This is a genomic window from Streptomyces sp. NPDC030838 (assembly GCF_055572035.1).
Genome location: NZ_JBVIED010000003.1, coordinates 244198 through 260580, shown reverse-complemented (window position 1 = coordinate 260580; position 16383 = coordinate 244198). Strand labels below are relative to the sequence as shown.

General features: G+C 71.1%; 16 protein-coding genes and 1 pseudogene. 9 read left to right on the top strand and 8 right to left on the bottom strand.

What is annotated here, in order from left to right; genetic code table 11:
* Positions 1-195: 195 nt before the first annotated feature.
* Positions 196-816, bottom strand: a complete 621-nt coding sequence (locus ACZ42A_RS11665; protein WP_468526991.1) for a hypothetical protein — start codon at positions 814-816, stop codon at positions 196-198.
* A 242-nt stretch (positions 817-1058) separates the two neighbouring features.
* On the opposite strand from ACZ42A_RS11665, the gene ACZ42A_RS11660 reads away from it, so the two are divergent.
* From ACZ42A_RS11660 to ACZ42A_RS11645, 4 genes are all read left to right on the top strand, one after another.
* Complete coding sequence (locus ACZ42A_RS11660; RefSeq protein ID WP_468526990.1) at positions 1059-1970, top strand: EamA family transporter; 912 nt, start codon at positions 1059-1061, stop codon at positions 1968-1970.
* A 56-nt stretch (positions 1971-2026) separates the two neighbouring features.
* Positions 2027-2872 carry an LLM class F420-dependent oxidoreductase gene (locus ACZ42A_RS11655; protein WP_468526989.1) on the top strand — a complete coding sequence of 282 codons (846 nt, stop codon included), beginning with the start codon at positions 2027-2029 and terminating at the stop codon, positions 2870-2872.
* Positions 2873-3009: 137 nt separating this feature from the next.
* Positions 3010-5595 (top strand): bifunctional FO biosynthesis protein CofGH, encoded by a 2586-nt coding sequence (locus tag ACZ42A_RS11650; protein WP_468526988.1) that lies wholly within the window; start codon positions 3010-3012, stop codon positions 5593-5595.
* Positions 5596-5678: 83 nt separating this feature from the next.
* Positions 5679-6254: a hypothetical protein gene (locus ACZ42A_RS11645; RefSeq protein ID WP_468526987.1), complete on the top strand. Its 576-nt coding sequence runs from the start codon at positions 5679-5681 to the stop codon at positions 6252-6254.
* 17 nt (positions 6255-6271) lie between these two features.
* On the opposite strand, the gene ACZ42A_RS11640 is transcribed toward ACZ42A_RS11645, so the two are convergent.
* Positions 6272-6715: a DUF2000 family protein gene (locus tag ACZ42A_RS11640; protein WP_468526986.1), complete on the bottom strand. Its 444-nt coding sequence runs from the start codon at positions 6713-6715 to the stop codon at positions 6272-6274.
* Positions 6716-6764: 49 nt separating this feature from the next.
* Here ACZ42A_RS11640 and ACZ42A_RS11635 point away from each other — a divergent pair, with 49 nt between their 5' ends.
* The gene (locus ACZ42A_RS11635; RefSeq protein ID WP_468526985.1) at positions 6765-7583 is read left to right on the top strand and encodes a helix-turn-helix transcriptional regulator; all 819 of its coding nucleotides are present in this window, start codon (positions 6765-6767) and stop codon (positions 7581-7583) included.
* Here ACZ42A_RS11635 and ACZ42A_RS11630 read toward each other — a convergent pair.
* Positions 7553-8053 carry a DUF2165 domain-containing protein gene (locus ACZ42A_RS11630; RefSeq protein ID WP_468526984.1) on the bottom strand — a complete coding sequence of 167 codons (501 nt, stop codon included), beginning with the start codon at positions 8051-8053 and terminating at the stop codon, positions 7553-7555. The genes ACZ42A_RS11635 and ACZ42A_RS11630 overlap by 31 nt on opposite strands.
* A gap of 53 nt (positions 8054-8106) precedes the next feature.
* Positions 8107-8466, bottom strand: coding sequence for a MerR family transcriptional regulator (locus tag ACZ42A_RS11625; protein ID WP_468526983.1), 360 nt, complete (start codon positions 8464-8466; stop codon positions 8107-8109).
* 69 nt (positions 8467-8535) lie between these two features.
* Between ACZ42A_RS11625 and ACZ42A_RS11620 the strand changes: the two genes are divergently transcribed.
* Entirely contained in the window at positions 8536-8958 is a 423-nt protein-coding gene (locus ACZ42A_RS11620) for a hypothetical protein (protein WP_468526982.1), read from the top strand.
* Between the two features lie 15 nt (positions 8959-8973).
* On the opposite strand, the gene ACZ42A_RS11615 is transcribed toward ACZ42A_RS11620, so the two are convergent.
* Positions 8974-10089: an ADP-ribosylglycohydrolase family protein gene (locus tag ACZ42A_RS11615; RefSeq protein WP_468526981.1), complete on the bottom strand. Its 1116-nt coding sequence runs from the start codon at positions 10087-10089 to the stop codon at positions 8974-8976.
* 227 nt (positions 10090-10316) lie between these two features.
* On the opposite strand from ACZ42A_RS11615, the pseudogene ACZ42A_RS11610 reads away from it, so the two are divergent.
* Positions 10317-10445, top strand: a pseudogene (locus ACZ42A_RS11610) (transcriptional regulator); the annotation flags it as partial.
* On the top strand, positions 10442-10609 hold the full coding sequence (locus tag ACZ42A_RS11605) for a DUF397 domain-containing protein (RefSeq protein WP_468526980.1): 168 nt from the start codon (positions 10442-10444) through the stop codon (positions 10607-10609). The pseudogene ACZ42A_RS11610 and the gene ACZ42A_RS11605, both read left to right, overlap by 4 nt.
* Before the next feature lie 440 nt (positions 10610-11049).
* Here the strand turns inward: ACZ42A_RS11605 and ACZ42A_RS11600 are convergent, their stop codons facing one another.
* Positions 11050-12624 (bottom strand): sodium:solute symporter family protein, encoded by a 1575-nt coding sequence (locus ACZ42A_RS11600; protein ID WP_468526979.1) that lies wholly within the window; start codon positions 12622-12624, stop codon positions 11050-11052.
* A 173-nt stretch (positions 12625-12797) separates the two neighbouring features.
* The gene (locus ACZ42A_RS11595) at positions 12798-13586 is read right to left on the bottom strand and encodes an SDR family oxidoreductase (RefSeq protein ID WP_468527286.1); all 789 of its coding nucleotides are present in this window, start codon (positions 13584-13586) and stop codon (positions 12798-12800) included.
* Positions 13587-13677: 91 nt separating this feature from the next.
* Between ACZ42A_RS11595 and ACZ42A_RS11590 the strand changes: the two genes are divergently transcribed.
* On the top strand, positions 13678-14505 hold the full coding sequence (locus tag ACZ42A_RS11590) for a hypothetical protein (RefSeq protein ID WP_468526978.1): 828 nt from the start codon (positions 13678-13680) through the stop codon (positions 14503-14505).
* A gap of 6 nt (positions 14506-14511) precedes the next feature.
* Here the strand turns inward: ACZ42A_RS11590 and ACZ42A_RS11585 are convergent, their stop codons facing one another.
* On the bottom strand, positions 14512-16344 hold the full coding sequence (locus ACZ42A_RS11585; RefSeq protein WP_468526977.1) for an MFS transporter: 1833 nt from the start codon (positions 16342-16344) through the stop codon (positions 14512-14514).
* Between the last annotated feature and the right edge of the window lie 39 nt (positions 16345-16383).

Here is a 16383-nt window from a genome sequence, read left to right as displayed (position 1 = left end):
GGATTTCCGCGTCCGCAAATGTCATTGGCAGGCTTAGGACGCACACTCCGCGCGGTGGCTGGCCGCATGCGGACAAAAGGCCGTGTCCGCATGCGGACAAAAGACTGTGTCCGGATGCGGACAAAGGGCCGTGTCCGCATCCGGACACGGCCCTGCTGAAAGGCGGGAATTCAGGAACGAGAATTCGAGCGCCGCTCAATACCCCTGCGGCACCCGGAAGTACACCGGCAGTCCGGCCGGCAGCCGCCGCCCCGGCGTGAGCAGCCGCCCCCCGGTGCCGGGGCGCGGCGGCCACTGGGCGTCCGTCCGCAGCCCCAGGTGCCGGGCGACGAACTCCGACCAGCCCGGCATCATCGGCCGGGCCGTCACCGAGAGGGCGGCCAGCAGATCGAGGTGCGCGGTGAGCCAGCCGCCGCGCACGGCGGGCCGCAGCAGCGGCGCCGCGTCCAGCCGGCGCAGATCGCGGCGCGCGGTCGTCGCGGTCTCGGCGAGCACGGAGGCGGCCAGGTCGGGCCGGAACCAGTCGGGCGAGAGCCAGCGTCCGAGGTCGGGCACGGCCGTCCACAGCAGCCGCCCGGCGACCCCGCCCGGCCCGTCCGCGGGCGGCGGGACGGCGGCGGAGTCCGCGGTGGGCCCGGCGAGCGTGCCCAGCAGCCGGTTGGCCCAGGTCTCCAGCTGGTCGACGAGGATCAGCTGGACGGTGTCGGCCAGTTCCCGTTCGTCGAGCACGGGCGGCCGGCCGTCGGCCCACAGCAGGCAGACGTGGAAGCGCAGCGCGTCACTCATCGCCGCGTCCGTCGTCGTCAGTCCTGCCATGCGCCCATCCTGCTGGGCGGGCCGGGCATGATCGCCGCTCTGGCGCTGTCAGGAAGCGGAAGTGGCCGATCCCGGCCGCATTGTTGGCCGAGTACCCGCCCTGGTGATTGCCGGGGCTTGTCCGGTCGGGGCCATTTCCGCTTTCGGCCGGGAAATGGAGCTGACACGTCCGTATCAGGTCGGTGAAGCTGCTCGCGGCACAGCAGGCAATGGGAAACGACCGGACAGGAGAAGCCAGCAAAATGCCGCGCACCAGAATTCGGTCGGGAACCGCCGGACCCGCCGCGCTCGCCGTACTGGCCATGACCAGCGTCCAATTGGGGGCGGGCGTCTCCACCTGGATGTTCGACCGGTCGGGCCCGGTCGGCACCGCATTCCTGCGGCTGGCCTGGGCGGCCGTGTTCCTGTGGGTGTGGGCCCGGCCCCGGCTGCGCGGCCGCTCCCGGGACGATCTGCTGGTCGCCGCCGCGCTCGGCCTGATGAGCGCCGCGATGACGATGTTCTACTTCCTCGCCATCGACCGCATCCCGCTCGGCGTCGCCAGCGCCCTGGAGTTCCTGGGCCCGCTCGCGGTGGCCGTCTGGGGCCTGCGCGGCCGGCGCGTGGACCTGCTGTGGCCCGCGCTCGCCGCCGTCGGCGTACTGGCGCTGACCCGCCCGTGGGAGGGCGACGCGGAACTCCTCGGCCTGCTCTTCGGCTGCCTGGCCGGTGCCTGCCTCGGCGGCTACGTGGTCTTCACACAGAAGGTCGGCGACCGCTTCTCCGGCGTGGACGGGCTGGCCATCTCCCTCACCGTGGCCGCGCTGTGCGCCGCGCCCTTCGGCCTGCCCCAGGCGGCCGGTCATCTGCTGGACCCGTGGGTGCTGCTGGGCTCGGCGGGCGCCGCCCTGCTGCTGCCGGTGCTGCCGTACGTCCTCGAACTCATCGCCCTGCGCCGGCTGTCCACGGCCGCGTTCGGCACCCTGATGAGCTTCGAGCCCGCCATCGCGGCCGTGATCGGCCTGCTGCTGCTGTCCCAGTCCGGAGACACCCTCCAGTACGTGGGCACGGCCTGCGTCATCGTGGCCAGCCTGGGAGCCGTACGCCGAGGCGCCCGCACCCCGGACGAGGAGGAGCCGGTGCGGCCGGAACCCAAGGAAGCCGCCCTGGCGTAGGAAGTGACCGACTGGTCGGTATGGACAGATGCCCCGCGCCCCGGTAGAGATGGGTCATGCGTATCGCGGTCACCATCTTCCTCACCGACGAGACGATCACCCCGACCCGGCTCGCGCGTGAGCTGGAGCAGCGGGGCTTCGCCGGGCTGTACCTCCCCGAGCACACGCACATCCCCGTCGAGCGGACCACGCCGTACCCGGCGGGCGGCGAACTGCCGCGCGAGTACGGCCGTACGCTCGACCCGTTCGTCGCGCTCGGCCAGGCCGCCGCCGTCACCGAGCGCCTCGGACTCGGCACCGGCATCACGCTCGTCGCCCAGCACGACCCGATCGACCTGGCCAAGCGGATCGCCACCGTCGACCACCTCTCCGGCGGCCGGTTCACCCTCGGCCTCGGCTTCGGCTGGAACGTGGAGGAGGCCGCCGACCACGGCGTCGAGTGGCGCACCCGCCGGGAACTCGTCCGGGACCGGATGGCGCTGATGCGGGCGCTGTGGACCGAGGAACCGACCGCCTACGAGGGCGAGTTCGGCTCCGTTCGTGCCAGCCATGCCCACCCCAAGCCGGTGCGGAAGCCGCGCGGCCCGGTGATCGGTCCGCGCACCCTGGCCGGCGGCGCCGCAGGGCCGAAACTCTTCGCGCACATCTGCGAGTACACCGACGGCTGGCTGCCCATCGGCGGACGCGGCCTGTCCACCTCCCTGCCGGTGCTGCGCGCCGCCTGGGCGGACGCCGGCCGCGACCCGGCCGCCCTCCAGGTCGTCCCGTACGCCGTCCACCCCACCCCCGGCAAACTCGCGCACTACGCCGACCTCGGCATCGAGGAGGTCGTGGTGCAGCTGCCGCCCGGCGGGGAGGCGGAGGTGCTGCGGGTTCTGGACGGATATGCCGAGTACTTGTAGCCCTGGGTGCGGGCACCCACCTAGGGGCGCGGGGAACTGCGCGACCAGCCACAACGCCCCCGCACCCGGCCATGCACCGCAACCCGGCACCTCGCCCCCCGAAATCCGCTGAACCGGCGGAGCCTTACGCTCGGAGGATGACGACTTCCGCGACCTCCGGAACCGGCCCCACCGAGAACTCCATGCGTCGCGCCCTCAAACGCGCCCGGGACGGTGTCGCCCTCGATGTCTCCGAGGCGGCGGTCCTGCTCCAGGCCCGCGGCGAGCATCTCCAGGACCTGGCCGCCTCGGCCGCCCGGGTACGCGACGCGGGCCTCGAGGCGGCGGGCCGCCCCGGCGTCATCACCTACTCCAAGAGCGTCTTCATCCCGCTCACCCGGCTGTGCCGGGACAAGTGCCACTACTGCACGTTCGTCACCGTTCCCGGCAAGCTGCGCCGCGCGGGGCACGGGATGTTCATGTCCCCCGACGAGGTCCTCGACATCGCCCGGCGCGGTGCGGCACTGGGCTGCAAGGAAGCCCTGATCACCCTCGGCGACAAGCCCGAGGACCGCTGGCCCGAGGCCCGCGAATGGCTGGACGCGCACGGCTACGACGACACCATCGCCTACGTCCGCGCCATCTCCATCCGCATCCTGGAAGAGACGGGCCTGCTGCCGCACCTCAACCCCGGCGTCATGACCTGGACGGACTTCCAGCGCCTGAAGCCCGTGGCGCCCTCCATGGGCATGATGCTGGAGACGACCGCCGAACGGCTGTGGTCCGAGCCCGGCGGCCCCCACTACGGCTCCCCGGACAAGGAACCCGCCGTCCGCCTGCGGGTGCTGGAGGACGCGGGCCGCTCCTCGGTGCCGTTCACGAGTGGTCTGCTGATCGGCATCGGCGAGACGTACGAGGAGCGGGCGGAGTCCCTGTTCGCGCTCCGCCGTGTGGCCCGGTCGTACCACGGCATCCAGGAACTGATCATCCAGAACTTCCGCGCCAAGCCGGACACCGCGATGCGCGGCATGCCCGACGCGGAACTGGACGAACTCGTCGCCACGGTCGCGGTCGCCCGCCACATCATGGGGCCCAGCGCCTGCCTCCAGGCCCCGCCCAACCTGGTCGACGACGAGTACGAGCGGCTGATCGGCGCGGGCATCGACGACTGGGGCGGCGTCTCCCCGCTCACCATCGACCACGTCAACCCCGAACGCCCCTGGCCGCAGATCGAACGACTCGCGGAGCGCTCCCGCACCGCCGGCTTCGAACTCCGCGAACGCCTCTGCGTCTACCCGGAGTTCGTCCAGCGCGGCGAACCCTGGCTGGACCCGCGCCTGCTGCCGCACGTCCGCGCGCTCGCCGACCCGGAGACGGGCCTGGCCCGGGAGGACGCCGTGGTCGAGGGCCGCCCGTGGCAGGAACCGGAGGAGGTCTTCGTCGCGTCGGGCCGCACCGACCTGCACACCACGATCGACACCGACGGCCGTACGGCGGACCGCCGCGACGACTTCGACGAGGTGTACGGCGACTGGGCCGCCCTGCGCGAGGCGGCGGCCCCCGGCATGACTCCCGAGCGCATCGACACGGACGTACGCCAGGCGCTGCGGGTGGCGGCCGACGACCCGACGAAACTGACGGACGCCGAGGCGCTGGCCCTGCTCCACGCGGACGGTCCGGCGCTGGACGCGCTGTGCCGGGTCGCCGACGACGTCCGCAAGTCGGCGGTCGGCGACGAGGTGACGTACATCGTCACGAGGAACATCAACTTCACCAACGTCTGCTACACGGGCTGCCGCTTCTGCGCCTTCGCACAGCGCCGCACCGACGCCGACGCCTACACCCTCTCTCTGGACCAGGTCGCCGACCGCGCCCAGCAGGCCTGGGACGTGGGCGCGGTGGAGGTCTGCATGCAGGGCGGCATCCACCCGGACCTGCCCGGGACGGCGTACTTCGACATCGCGAAGGCGGTGAAGGAGCGGGTCCCCGGCATGCACGTCCACGCGTTCTCCCCGATGGAGGTGGTGAACGGCGCGACCCGCACCGGCATGTCCATCCGCGAGTGGCTGACGGCGGCGAAGGAAGCCGGCCTGGACACCATCCCCGGTACGGCGGCGGAGATCCTGGACGACGAGGTCCGCTGGGTCCTGACCAAGGGCAAGCTGCCGGCGGCGACATGGATCGAGGTGGTCACAACGGCCCACGAACTGGGCATCCGCTCCAGCTCGACCATGATGTACGGCCATGTCGACCAGCCCCGCCACTGGCTGGGCCACTTCCGCACCCTCGCCGGAATCCAGCAACGCACGGGCGGCTTCACGGAGTTCGTCACGCTCCCCTTCATCCACACCAACGCCCCGGTGTACCTGGCGGGCATCGCGAGGCCGGGCCCGACGATGCGCGACAACCGCGCGGTGACGGCGATGGCGAGGCTGCTGCTCCACCCCTGGATCCCGAACATCCAGACGAGCTGGGTGAAGCTGGGCACGGAGGGCGCGGCGGAGATGCTCCGCTCCGGCGCCAACGACCTGGGCGGCACGCTGATGGAGGAGACGATCTCCCGCATGGCGGGCTCCTCCTACGGCTCGTACAAGTCCGTCAAGGAGCTGATCGCGGTCGCGGAGGCGGCGGGCCGTCCGGCGAAGCCGCGCACCACGGTCTACGGCGAGGTCCCGGAGGAGCGCCGGCGGGCGGCGGAGGCCTCCGACGGCCACCTGCCGGAGCTGCTGCCGGTACTGGACTGAAGGCAGGCGGTTTCGGCCCGCACAGTACGATGATCCGACCCTCGGTGCGGTCCGGCACCGGGGGCCGGAGACTGAGGAGATGCGTGCCCGTGCCTGCCCGCCGGCTTCCCTCGTGGGCCTGGGTGACCGGTCTGACCACCGGGGCGATAGCGGTGGTCGCCGTCCTCGCGGTCCAGGCCACCCAGGGCACCCGTCCGGTCGCGACGGCGACGGAACCGACCCCGTCGGCGACGGCGACGGCGACGGGGAAGCCCAAGCCCACCGCGACGGCTCCGACGGCCGTACCCGACGACTCGGGCACAGGCCGCCGTATCGTCTACTCCCTCTCCCAGGACCGGGTCTGGCTGATCGACGCGAGCGACAGCCCGCGCCGCACCTTCGCCGTCTGGCCGGGCACGGTGGACCCGGACCCCGGCACGTACACGGTGGGCACCCGCTCGGAACCCGTCACCACGGGCTCCGACGGCGTCCGCATCGAGCACATCGTCTACTTCGCCGCGAAGTCCGGCGTGAACATCGCCTTCTCCCACGCGGTCGACGGCTCCTCCCCGCCCCCCGCCTCCGGCGCCCAGACCGGCGGCATCCGCACGAAGAGGGCGGACGGCACGGCGCTGTGGGCGTTCGGTACGACGGGCACGACGGTAAGCGTCGTCGAATAGCCTTGCCCGGAGTTCGTTCAGGGATGCATCCGGGCACCCTTGAGCACCTTGTCGACGGCGTTGCGCGGCCCGTACACGGCGATCCCCACCAGATCCAGCTGATCCGCGGGAACGGCCCGTACGGCGGCCCGGTTGTCACGGTCGTTGCCGGTGGCGAAGAGGTCGGAGGTGAACACGGCGCGGGGCAGCGCGCGTGAGACGGCCCGCGCATGGGCGGCGGTCAGAAGCTCCTTGCTCCCCTCCATCACCAGGACGGGCTGCCGGAACATGGGCAGATAGGAGGTCCCGTCGGCATCGGCGTACGGCTCGCCGATCACCTCGGGGACCTCGGTACCGAGCCCGCTGACCAGGAAGGCGGTGACGTTGAGCCGCTGCCAGGGGGCGAGGTCGTCCCGCAGCAGAACGGCGATCTTCGTATCGAAGCGAACAGGCGTGGTCCCGGTGATGGCGTCGGTCGTCATGTACCGAGCCTGCCGCCCGCGCCGCCAGCCCGTCTTGTACGTTCCTTGCATGGTCGGCCGACCGGAGATCGCAGCGTGGCGCCCCCGCGTACCGGGCGTCGTGGAGGTCTTCCACGCCCACTTCACCGAGCACGCGTACCCCATGCACATCCACGACGTGTGGACGCTGCTGATCGTCGACGACGGGGCGGTGCGCTACGACCTCAACCGCCGCGAACACGGCACCCCGCACGACACGGTCACCCTGCTGCCACCGCAGGTCCCGCACAACGGCGAGCCCGCCACCGCGCACGGCTTCCGCAAACGCGTGCTCTACCTGGACCTGACCCAGCTGGACGAGACCTTCATCGGCGCGGCGGTGGACGCCCCGGACATGGCCGACCCGTTGCTCCGACGACGGGTCGCCCGACTGCACGCGGCGCTGGCGCACCCGGGCGAGGAGCTGGAGGCGGAGAGCCGCCTGACACTGATCACCGACCGCCTGCGCGGCCGCCTCCGCCCGCGCGGAGAGACGGGCCTGGGGATGGACGACCGGCCGCCGGCCCAGGGGGTGGCCCACGACCTCCGCGACATCCTGGACGCCCGCCTCCGCCCCGGCGTGACCCTGAACGAGGCGGCGGAGCTGGTCCACGCCCACCCCGCCCACCTCGTCCGCTCCTTCAGCGCCACCTTCGGCATCGCGCCGCACCAGTACCTGACGACCCGCCGCATCGACCGCGCCCGGCGCCTGCTGCTCGCCGGCCACCGACCGGCACAGGTGGCGACCGAGGTCGGTTTCCACGACCAGGCCCACCTGACCCGCCACTTCAAACGCCTGGTGGGCACGACACCGGGCCGCTACGCGGCTGCTTCCCGCCCGGGCAGGTGATTGACGACAAGCACGACCCCACTCACCAGAAAGATCCGAGTGGCGGCATCCAGCCCGTTCCAGTCCCCGGACTGCCACATGGCGAACCACTCACCGCCGATCCCGATGAACCCGACGCCGAAGAGCAGCATGACCATGAGCAGCCCGTACGTGGAGATCCGCCGCCCCCGGCCGCCGTCCCCCCGAGCCCAGAACCACGTACCCGCGACGAGCACCAGCGCGGCGACGGTCTCCCACACGATGATCGCGACGTAGGCGACGTCCTGAACCGTCTCGTTCGTGATCGCCCGCCACATCAGATCGTCGTCCTTGAACGTCGTATCCATGGCGAGCACATGCTGCACGAACTGCTGATTCGTCCCGAAGTCCGTGATGTTCCCGAAGGCGACCAGCGCCATGTACAGCGCGACAGTCCCGGTGAGCAGCGTGGCGGCGAGCGAGAGAGCGCCGCGCGAGGTTGTGGTGGACATGGCGCCCATCTTGCCGCGCGGACCGCGGGACCGGCAGCAATTGAGCCACGCGACTATGAAGCCTGCCGCCGCAGCGGACACCCCGTACCCACCCGGCTGGCCAATTCGGCCCGCAGGACGGCCAGTTCGGCCATACGGGCATCGATGACCGCGATCTTCTCGGCGAACAACGCGGACAACGCCTCGGCCGTGTCCGGAGCCTCGCGCAACTCCTCTCCATGCCGCGCGATCTCGGCCAGCGAGAACCCGAGCGTCTGCGCGGTACGGACATACTGCAGCCAGGCGACGGTCTCGGCCGGGAAGTCCCGGTACCCGTTGGCCAGCCGCCGCGCCTGCACGAGCCCGACCTTCTCGTAGAACCGGATGGCGTCCCTGCTCACTCCGGCTCGCTCTGCCAACTCCCCGATGCGCAAGGCCCCCTCCGTCCCCTCACCCCCGAGACTTGACCTTGGAGCGTAGTCCACTGTTTAGCGTCAGGCGCCATGACCGGAACTCCCGCATACCTGCGTGTCGTCCGTGCCAGCGCCTGGTACGACCTGATCGTCACCGCCGGCTTCGCCACCCCCTGGACCTACGCCGTCCTCCACGACCTCCTCTCCTCCCTCAGCACCGACCTGGGCCTGGGAGCACTCCCCGGCCCGGACCCCATCCAGACCCTCTACGCCAACCTGATGGGCTCGGTGGTCGTCATCTGGGCCACCCTCCGCATCCTCCGCCCCCTGCCCGTGCACGGCCTGTTCGACGGCACGACCCGCGCCCTCTTCGCCGCCTGGCAGGCGTACGCCCTGAGCCAGGGCGCGTTCGGCCTGCTGTGGTTCTTCTTGGCGGTGGAGGTGACGTTCGGCGCGGCCCAACTCCTCCCATGGCTCCGAACACCGGGCCGGACAACGACCTCCCCGCGGTGACGCGGGGTGCTTCGCTCACCCTCTCGGATACCGCGCCAGCCACGCCGGCGACGCCCCCGCCGGGCTGTGAAGTGCCGGCCCCTGGGTCATCTCCATGGCGAAGTCGTCGGCGAGTTCGAGGATGGTGGGGCGGCCTTCGATTTCGGCCAGCCAGGCCGGCGGGAGGGCCGTCTCCCCGTGCAGGGCACCGAGGAGGCCGCCGGCGAGGGCGGCGGTGGCGGCGGAGGGGCCGCCCTGGTTGACGGCGAGACGCAGGCCGTGACGTACGTCCTCGCCGACGAGTGCGCAGTAGAGGGCGGCGGAGAGGACGTCCTCGGCCGTGCCGTCCCCGGCCAGCTCCTCCACCCTCCCGGGCGTCGGTATCCCCTGCCGTACGGCCCCCAGCGCCTGCTGCAACGCGCCCGACACCGGCTCGTGCCCCGGCCGCACGGCCAGCATCGCCATCGCCCGCTGCACGGCACCGTCCAGACTCTCGCCCCGGGCCAGCCCGTGCACGACGACGGCGTACGCACCGGCGGCGAGATAGGCCGTCGGATGCCCATGACTCTGCGCCGCGCACTCCACCGCCAGCTGCACGACGAGCTGTGGCTCCCACCCGACGAGCAGCCCGAAGGGAGCGGAGCGGGCCGCCGCCTCCGGCCCGGCCTCTCCGGGATTCTTGGGCGCCTCCAGGGTGCCCATCTTCTCGTCGCCGAACCCGATCAGCAGCGCCCGGGCCGGATCCCGGCGGGCGTACAGCCACTCCTCCCGGGCCAGCCATCCGTCGTCCTTGCGCCGCTCGTCCGGCCCCCAGTCCCGCTGGGTGGCCGCCCAGCGCAGATACGCCCGGTGCAGATCGGTCGGCGGATGCCAGGCGCCGGTGTCGCGCCGCACCTGGGCGCGTATGAGCCCGTCGACGCTGAAGAGGGTGAGCTGGGTGAGGTGGGTGACGGCACCGCGCCGCCCGTAGGCGGGTACGAGGTCTACGACCCCCTCCGGCCCGTACGCCTCCCGAATCTCCTCGATCCCCATCCCGTCGACCGGCGCCCCAAGCGCGTCCCCGACGGCCACGCCCAGCAACGTGCCGCGCACCCTGCTCCGAAAGTCCTGCTGCTCGGCCCGTCCCCAGACAGGCCCGGCTGTCGCACCCACCTAGACCTCCCCGGGGAACCGTCCGCTCGTACGACGCCAGCACTGTAATCGAACGGGAACGGCCGGTTCAGGGGACGAATCAGTACGTCACAGCGCAAGGTCCCTCTCGGCCGCTTCCCAGATCGCTGAGATCTCGGTGATCGCCTGGTGCAGGGTGGCGGGAGTGCGGTCGGCCCTCGGCTACGCCGCGGCAGTGGACTCGCGGCAGTCCCGGCAGCGGCCGGGACAACCGCCTGATCAGCGGTCCCAAGCAGGTGCAGCCTCTCGAACTGCGCTATGGGATCATCCGATCTCAGGCGCTCACGCCCCGGGAGTCACCGGCCTTCATCGAGAAAGTGCTGGGGAAAGAGACATGACCACCACACTCGAGTGGTTCAAGAGCAGCTACAGCAGCAACGAGGGCCCGGACTGCGTGGAGGTCGCGGTTGCCCCCGCCGACACCACCGTCCACGTACGCGACTCCAAGGACACGGCCGGTCCCCAGCTCGCCCTCACTCCTCGAGCATGGTCACCTTCGTGAGCGGCGTCTGCAAGTGACCGTGGGGGCTGCCCGCTTCCTTGGCAGTGTCGTGCTTCCACGGCCCGCCTCAAGGGCGCTGCGCGTCGCCTTCGGCGATGGCCCTCCGGGCCACCCTTGACCCGGGCCGCTCCAGCACGGGGAAGAAGCGAGCGGGCGGCCCGGAAGAGCGGGGTCCCGAGGTGGGGCAGTGTGCGGGTGGGGTGAGCTGCCGGCCGGGGTCGGGGGCGCGTCAGCGCCGTAGGGGCACGCCGGGTCGGCTGAGCGGCTGTTCGCCGGTGGTGCGTGAGCGCGCATCGGCGTCTCGCATGCACGCCGGGTCGGCTTGGCGGGTCGCCGCCGGGGGGCAGAGGGTAGGTGATCGGGGTAGAGGCCGCGAGGCCACGATTGGAGCTGAAGCGAAGGGCCTCGGCATGTGAGCCGAGGCCCTAAGGGGCAGGGCGTCAGTCCTTGATCGCCACCCCCGGCGCCCCGCCCTGCTGTGCCGGGATCGCTGCCGCGGCGCCCGTGGAGTCTCCGTCGTCGTCCGTGTTGATCCGTTCGATGATGGCCAGGCGTTCCGGGGTGTCTTCCGGCTTGAGGAAGCCGATCAGGATGTAGAGGATCAGGGAGACCGCCAGGGGGATCGAGACCTGGTACTGGAGCGGGACTCCGCCGTCGATGTTCCAGTGGATGGGGTAGTTCACCAGCCAGAAGGCGAACAGGCCCGCCGCCCAGCTGGTGAGGGCGGCCGTCGGGCCGGAGCGGCGGAAGGGGCGGAGCAGGCCGAGCATCATGGGGATGGCCATGGGGCCCATCAGGCCGGCCACCCACTTGATGACGACCGTGATGATGTCCTTGAAGGCGGGGGAGTTGACCTGCGTGGCCGCCGCCATGGACAGGCCCAGGAAGACGACCGTCGTGATGCGGGCGACCCGCAGGCCCTGGCCCTCGCTCCAGGCCCGCGCCCGGCGCCACACCACCGGCGCGCAGTCACGGGTGAAGACCGCGGCGATCGCGTTGGCGTCGGAGGAGCACATGGCCATCGTGTGGGAGAAGAAGCCGACGATGACCAGGCCCAGCAGGCCGTGCGGGAGGAGTTGTTCCGTCATGAGTCCATACGAATCCGAGCCGTCCGGCTTTTGTGATTCGACCAGCAGTGGGGACATCCACATCGGGAAGAAGAGGACCAAGGGCCAGACCAGCCACAGCACCGCCGACAGGCGCGCTGAGCGTTCGGCCTCGTACGCGCTGCTCGTGGCCATGTAGCGCTGGGCCTGGTTGAGCATGCCGCCGTTGTACTCGAAGAGTTTGATGAAGAGGAAGGCCAGCAGGAACACCGTGCCGTACGGGCCTACCAACGGCTCTTCGTGGCCCTGGAGTTCCGGCTCGTCCCAGGCGCCCAGGAAGCCGATGCCCCGGTCGTTCAGCTCCACGATCACGGCTACGAACATCGCTATTCCGGCCAGGAACTGGATGACGAACTGGCCCAGCTCCGTCAGCGCGTCCGCCCACAGGCCGCCGATCGTGCAGTAGACGGCCGTGATGGTGCCGGTGATGAGGATGCCCTGGTTCAGGGATACGCCCGTGAAGACGGACAGCAGTGTCGCGATCGCCGCCCATTTCGCGCCCACGTCCACGATTTTCAGGAGCATGCCCGACCAGGCCAGGGCTTGCTGGGTCTTCAGGTCGTAGCGGTTTTTCAAGTACTCCAGGGGTGAGGCCACATGGAGCCGGGAGCGCAGTCGGTTGATCCGTGGGGCGAAGAGTTTCGAGCCGATGGCGATGCCCAGGGCGATGGGGAAGGACCAGGTGACGAAGGATGTGACGCCGTAGGTGTAGGCGATGCCCGCGTAGCCCGTGAACATCACCGCGCTGTAGCCCGACATGTGGTGCGAGATGCCGGAGAGCCACCAGGGCATCTTGCCGCCGGCGGTGAAGAAGTCGCTGACGTTGTCCACGCGCTTGTGCGACCAGACGCCGATGGCCACCATCACGCCGAAGTAGCCGATGAGCACGGCCCAGTCGAGACTGTTCATGTGCCACCCTTCCAGGGTCCGCCCAGGGTCCGCCTTGTGAACGGCCCGCTCATCGTGAGTGCGGTCACGTGAGCACGACAAGCAAGCGGAAGGTCAAAGGGTGGTAAAATTGTTCTGCCAGGTGACTTCCGTTCATGGACCTGAACCGCGACCGCGGTCGGTGGCGTGTCCCCTCAGCGCATCAACTCCCCCGCGTTCACCAGCAGCGACTGGCCCGTGATCGCCCTCGCCCGGTCCGAGCACAGGAACACCGCCGCGTCCGCCACGTCTCCGTCCGTCGCCAGGTCCGGCAGTGCCATCCGGTCCGTCAGTCTCCGCAGGACCTCCCGCTCCTCCACCCCCTCCGATCGCGCCGTGAAGCGGACGTACGCCTGTACCGGCGGGCCCCACATCCAGCCCGGCAGCACCGTGTTCACCCGGATCCGGGACGGGCCCAACTCCCGGGCCAGCGAGTACATCGCGCTCGTCAGCGCGCCCTTGGACGCCGCGTACGCCGCCTGCCGCACCTGCGACGGCGCCGCCACCGCCGACTGCGTGCCGATGAAGACCACCGAGCCGCCGCCCGCCGCCCTCAGTCCCGGCAGGCACGCCCGCGTCATTCGCAGGGTGCCGAGGAGGTTGACGTCGAGTACCGACCGCCACGTCTCGAAGTCCGCGTCCTCCAGTCCGCCGAAGTGGCTGTCCCAGGCGGCCACATGCACCACCGCGTCGACACGGCCGAATCGCTCCGTCGCCAGTTCCGTCAGTGCCGCGCACTGGTCCTCGTCCGTGATGTCCGTGAACCGGTACGCCGTGCGCCTCCCCTCCGGGTCTATCGCCGTCGCGCACTTCGCGAGATGTGTTTCCGTCCGCGCCCCCAGAACCGCGTTCCCGCCCTCCCGTACGACCGCCGCCGCGACCTGGTGTCCGAGTCCGGCGCCGACTCCCGAGACGACGACGGTCTTGCCCGCGAGCAGTGACATTCCGGCCTCCCGGTCGTGAGCCGTCATGGGCCTGGTGCTTTATCTGACGGAGCGTCAGAGTATGGGCGAGCCGTCCAGGAAGGGGAAGCCCATGAGCGACGACACCCGCAGCGAGGTGTACGGCGAGCTGGCCGCCGTCGGGCCGTACGGGGTCCGGCCCGGGCATGCGCTGATCACGATGGTCGAGCCCCACCCGGGCCACGAGTACGCCTACAACCGCTGGTACGAGGACGACCACTACTACGCCGGGGCCATGGCCATGCCCTGGATGTACGCCGGCCGCCGCTGGGTCGCCACCCGCGAGCTGCAACTGCTGCGCTACCCGGAGAAGTCGGCCGTCGCCCAGCCGGTCACCGCCGGGTGCTACCTCTCGACGTACTGGATCACCGAGGGCCGGTACGACGACCACATGCGCTGGACCGTCGCCATCAACCGGCGGCTCAACCGGGACGGCCGCGTCTACCGGGACCGCACCCATGTCTTCACGGCCTTCCAGGACCACGCGGCGACCGTCTACCGGGACGGCGCCGCCGGGCCCCGGGACATCCACGCACTCGACCATCCGTACGCCGGGCTCGTCCTCCAGGTCGTCGACACCGAGACGCCGGAACAGCTCGCCGGGCTGCTGGAGTGGCTGTGCGGGCGGTATCTGCCGAAGCGGCTGGGCAACGGGTCGCCCGCCGCCCTCGTCACCGTCTTCCGTCCCACGCCGCTGCCGCTGGACCGCATGTCGTACGTCCGGCAGGTCGAGGGCGTCGACACCCGGCTCACACTGCTGTGGTTCCTGGAGGCCGATCCGCGGGAGTGCTGGGAGGCCCACTTCGCGGACCTCGGCACCGAGGTGGGGCGGGTGGAGCTGGTGGCCCCGTTCATCCCGACCGTGCCCGGCACCGACCGGTACGTTGGCGAGCTGCGCTGAGGCGGGTCAGCGCAGCTCCTCCGGGCAGGGCGTCCCGCGCGGCCAGTCGTAGGGCGAGGCCAGGCGGTAGGTGCCCGCGCGGGGCGCGAGCAGGACCGTCCACTTGTCGCCCTCCTCGTCCTCCTCCGTCTCCATCAGACAGCCGTTGACGTTCTCGTACGTCTTCGGCTCGCCGTCCGGGCGGGCCTGGGACTCCGCCGTCTCCCGCGGCCCCTCCACGCCCTTGCCCTCGGCGTCGACCAGCTTCAGCCAGGGCGAGTAGGGGACGCGGATGAGGACCCGGCCGGGTTCGCTGACCCGCAGGGTCATCTCGCCCTGCTCGGCGCGCTCCACGGTGGCGGGCGGGTCGGCGAGCGGGGCCGGGTCGACGACCCGGAACAGCTGCCAGTTGGCGTCGCCCCAGATCTGCTCCAGGTACGGCAGGCCGCGCTGCACCAGCTCGCGTTCGCGTTGGCCGCCGTCGCCGTCCGGCTTGTCCTTGGGCAGGACGACGAAGTGGACCGCCCAGCGCTTGAGCCACAGGTGGTAGTTGGCCGAGTTGAGGGTGTCGTCGTAGAAGAGCGGGTTGCGCTCCATGTCGGCCTGGCGGTTCCAGCCCCGGGCCAGGTTGACGTACGGCGCGAGCGCGGAGGCCTCGCGGTGCGAGCGGGCCGGGACCACCTCGACGCGGCCCTTGTCGGCGCCGACCTCCTGGAGTTCGTTGACCAGCGGGGCCAGCTCGCGGGCCCAGGAGGCGCGCGGGGTGGTGCGCACCACGTCGTCGACCGACTTGAAGCCGATCCAGCCGACGAAACCGACGAAGGCGACGACGAGCGCGTACCACTTGCGGGAGCGCGGCACCGCGAAGGGCAGCGCCGCCACCAGCGCGACGCCCGCGAACAGCATCGCCAGCCGGGTGATGTTCGAGCCGATCTGCGAGCTGATCAGCCAGACGAGGAGGATGGCGAGGAAGTAGACCGCCGAGGTGATGCGTACCGTCGTCCACTCGCGCGGGACCAGGAGGAAGACCAGAAGCGCGTACAGCATCGGCAGCGCCGCCGAGCCGAACGACATCGGCTGGGTGCCGGAGAACGGGAACGCCCACGCCGAGACCGCGACGACCGCGGTCGGGCCAAGGCCCAGCGCCCAGGCGCCCGGCCGCCGCTTCTGCAGGAACAGGGCGACCGCGATCAGGCCGACGAACAGGCCCGCGACCGGGGACGACATGGTGGCCAGTGCCGCCAGCGGCGCCGCGCACAGCGCCTTCGCCCAGCGCTTGTAGCGCCAGCGGTACGGCCAGCAGAACACCACCGCCACGGCCGCGAGGCCGAACAGGGTGCCCAGACCGAAGGTGACCCGGCCCGAGGCCGCGTTGCCGAGGAGGCCGAACACGCCCGCCAGCGCGGGCCACAGCGGATTGCGCACCACCCGGCTGCGGATCAGGACCATCGTCAGCAGACCCGCCGACAGCGTCCCCGCGATCATCATCGTGGTGCGGACGCCGAGCACCGACATCAGATACGGCGAGACCACGCTGTACGACACCGGGTGCATGCCGCCGTACCAGGCGAGGTTGTACGCCGAGTCGGGGTGCCGGCCGACGAACTCCGCCCAGGCGTCCTGGGCCGCGAGATCGCCGCCGCTGTTCGCGAACGTGAAGAACCAGACGAGATGCAGTGCTCCGGCCAGGGCGGTGACGAAGAGCACGGGGTGACGGAGCACCCGGTCACGTACGGCGGAGACCACCGGCCGCCGTGACCGCTCCGGCTGCTCCGGAGGGGACGCGGATATGGGTATTCGCGGGCCGTCTCCCGGGCCCGGACCGGTCTCGTCGGTGCGTGTCGGCTCCGCAGTGGCCACCTGTTGGCACTCCCCGTGTCCCGTTCTTCTGTTCTCGGC